General features: G+C 61.7%; 3 protein-coding genes and 1 pseudogene. 1 reads left to right on the top strand and 3 read right to left on the bottom strand.

What is annotated here, in order from left to right:
• A pseudogene (locus ACRDUX_RS39525) lies at positions 1 to 218 on the top strand (sugar phosphate isomerase/epimerase); the annotation flags it as partial.
• A gap of 37 nt (positions 219 to 255) precedes the next feature.
• On the opposite strand, the gene ACRDUX_RS39520 reads toward ACRDUX_RS39525, so the two are convergent.
• The 3 genes from ACRDUX_RS39520 to ACRDUX_RS39510 all read right to left on the bottom strand — a co-directional run.
• Positions 256 to 858, bottom strand: coding sequence for a TetR/AcrR family transcriptional regulator (locus ACRDUX_RS39520; RefSeq protein ID WP_526422789.1), 603 nt, complete (start codon positions 856 to 858; stop codon positions 256 to 258).
• An 86-nt stretch (positions 859 to 944) separates the two neighbouring features.
• A complete protein-coding gene (locus ACRDUX_RS39515) occupies positions 945 to 1226 on the bottom strand; it encodes an aldehyde dehydrogenase family protein (RefSeq protein ID WP_526422787.1) in 282 nt (93 codons plus the stop codon).
• Positions 1195 to 1549, bottom strand: a 355-nt coding sequence (locus tag ACRDUX_RS39510; protein WP_526422785.1) for an aldehyde dehydrogenase family protein, incomplete at its 5' end; no start/stop codon positions are given. The genes ACRDUX_RS39510 and ACRDUX_RS39515, both read right to left, overlap by 32 nt.

Genomic DNA, 1549 nt, shown 5'->3' with positions numbered 1-1549 from the left:
CAGCACCCGAGGTGATCGGGACGCTGTTCGAGGACACCGTCGATCGCCGGTTACCCTGCGGCGAAGGGTCTTTCGATTTGACCGGACTGGTGCGTGTGCTGCGCAGCCTCGGCTTCGACGGGCCGTGGGGTGTGGAGATCCTGTCGACGTCCTACCGGGCCCTTCCAGTGGACCAGGCCCTGAAACTCGCTGCCGAGTCAGCACTCAGCGTGCTCTAGCGGCACCGACCGAATCGCGCACCTAGGCGCCTGGCCTTCAGTTGCGTCGGAATCTGCCGTGATCGATCGCCGTGATGAGTGCCTCGGTGACGATTCCGATGTTGTCGCTGATGCGGGATTCGTGGAGGAGGCCGTCTTGGAGGTTGAAGCCATCGGCCATGGCGATGATGGTTCTTGAGATCATGTCGAGATCGAGGGTGTCGTCGTCACCGGTCGCGGCCAGTTCAAGGAGGTTGCGCACTCCGTTGATCCATTTGGTGTACACCCGCTGCGGGATGTCTTGATGCTTGTCCGAGCGCATGGCCCAGGAGTAAAACTCGAATTCGCCTATCTGGCTGGCCTTTGTCTCTATTATCCAGCCGGCCAGGATGCGGAGGATTTCGCCGGTAGCCTTCGCGACACCCATGGCAGGCAGGACGCCTTTGGCCGCGACGGTCAGACCTTCATCTCCGAAGCCCTGCGATACTGCCTCGAGGAGTTCTTCTTTGTTGCGAAAGCAGTAATGCATACTGCCTAGCGTGGCGCCGGCTTCTTGGGTGATGCGGCGGATGGTGGCTTTGGCGAGGCCCTCCTCGCGGATGATCTTCGAGGCAGCCGCGATGAACTGCTCGCGCCGTTCATCGCTGGGTACGTAGACCATGTTGTTTTCTTCGCCAATCCGAGCCGTGCTGCGGCGGTTGCCGCTAACGCAGTCTAGTCGTTGATGCCTTCGCAGTCCGGAATCTGCTATGTGGTGAGCGAACAGACGGGCAGTGCTGAGTATTTGACGTCGAGGAAGTCCTCGATGCCGAGTCGGCCGCCTTCACGACCGAGGCCTGACTCCTTGATGCCGCCGAACGGCGCGGCTGGGTTGGACACGAGGCCGGTGTTGATTCCTACCATGCCGGTGTCGAGGGCATCGTTGATGGCAAGGGCGCGGTTGATGTCACGGCTGAATACGTAACTGGTCAATCCGCTGGTGGTGCTGTTGGCCAGTTCAATCGCTTCTTGATCGGTGCCGAAGGTCATTACCGGCGCTACCGGGCCGAAGATCTCCCTGTTGCAGGATCTCCGCTGTCGGAGCGACGTCGGTCAGGACCGTCGGCGGATAGAAGTGCCCAGGTCCGGGCGGGATCTGGCCGCCCAGGTGAACCCGCGCCCCCTGTGCGACAGCATCTTCGACGAGACGGTGCACTTTTGCGCGGCTACGGGCATCGATCAACGGTCCGAGATCGGTGTTGGGGTCGAAGCCATCACCGGCGCGCAACTTCGTCAATTCTGCAGTGAACGCGGCCAGGAACTCGTCGGCGCGGCTGGAATGGACCAGGATCCGGTTGGCGGCGGTGCACGCT

Source organism: Mycobacterium sp., from assembly GCF_050701675.1.
GTDB lineage: Bacteria > Actinomycetota > Actinomycetes > Mycobacteriales > Mycobacteriaceae > Mycobacterium.
This window is presented reverse-complemented; position numbering and strand designations above follow the sequence as displayed.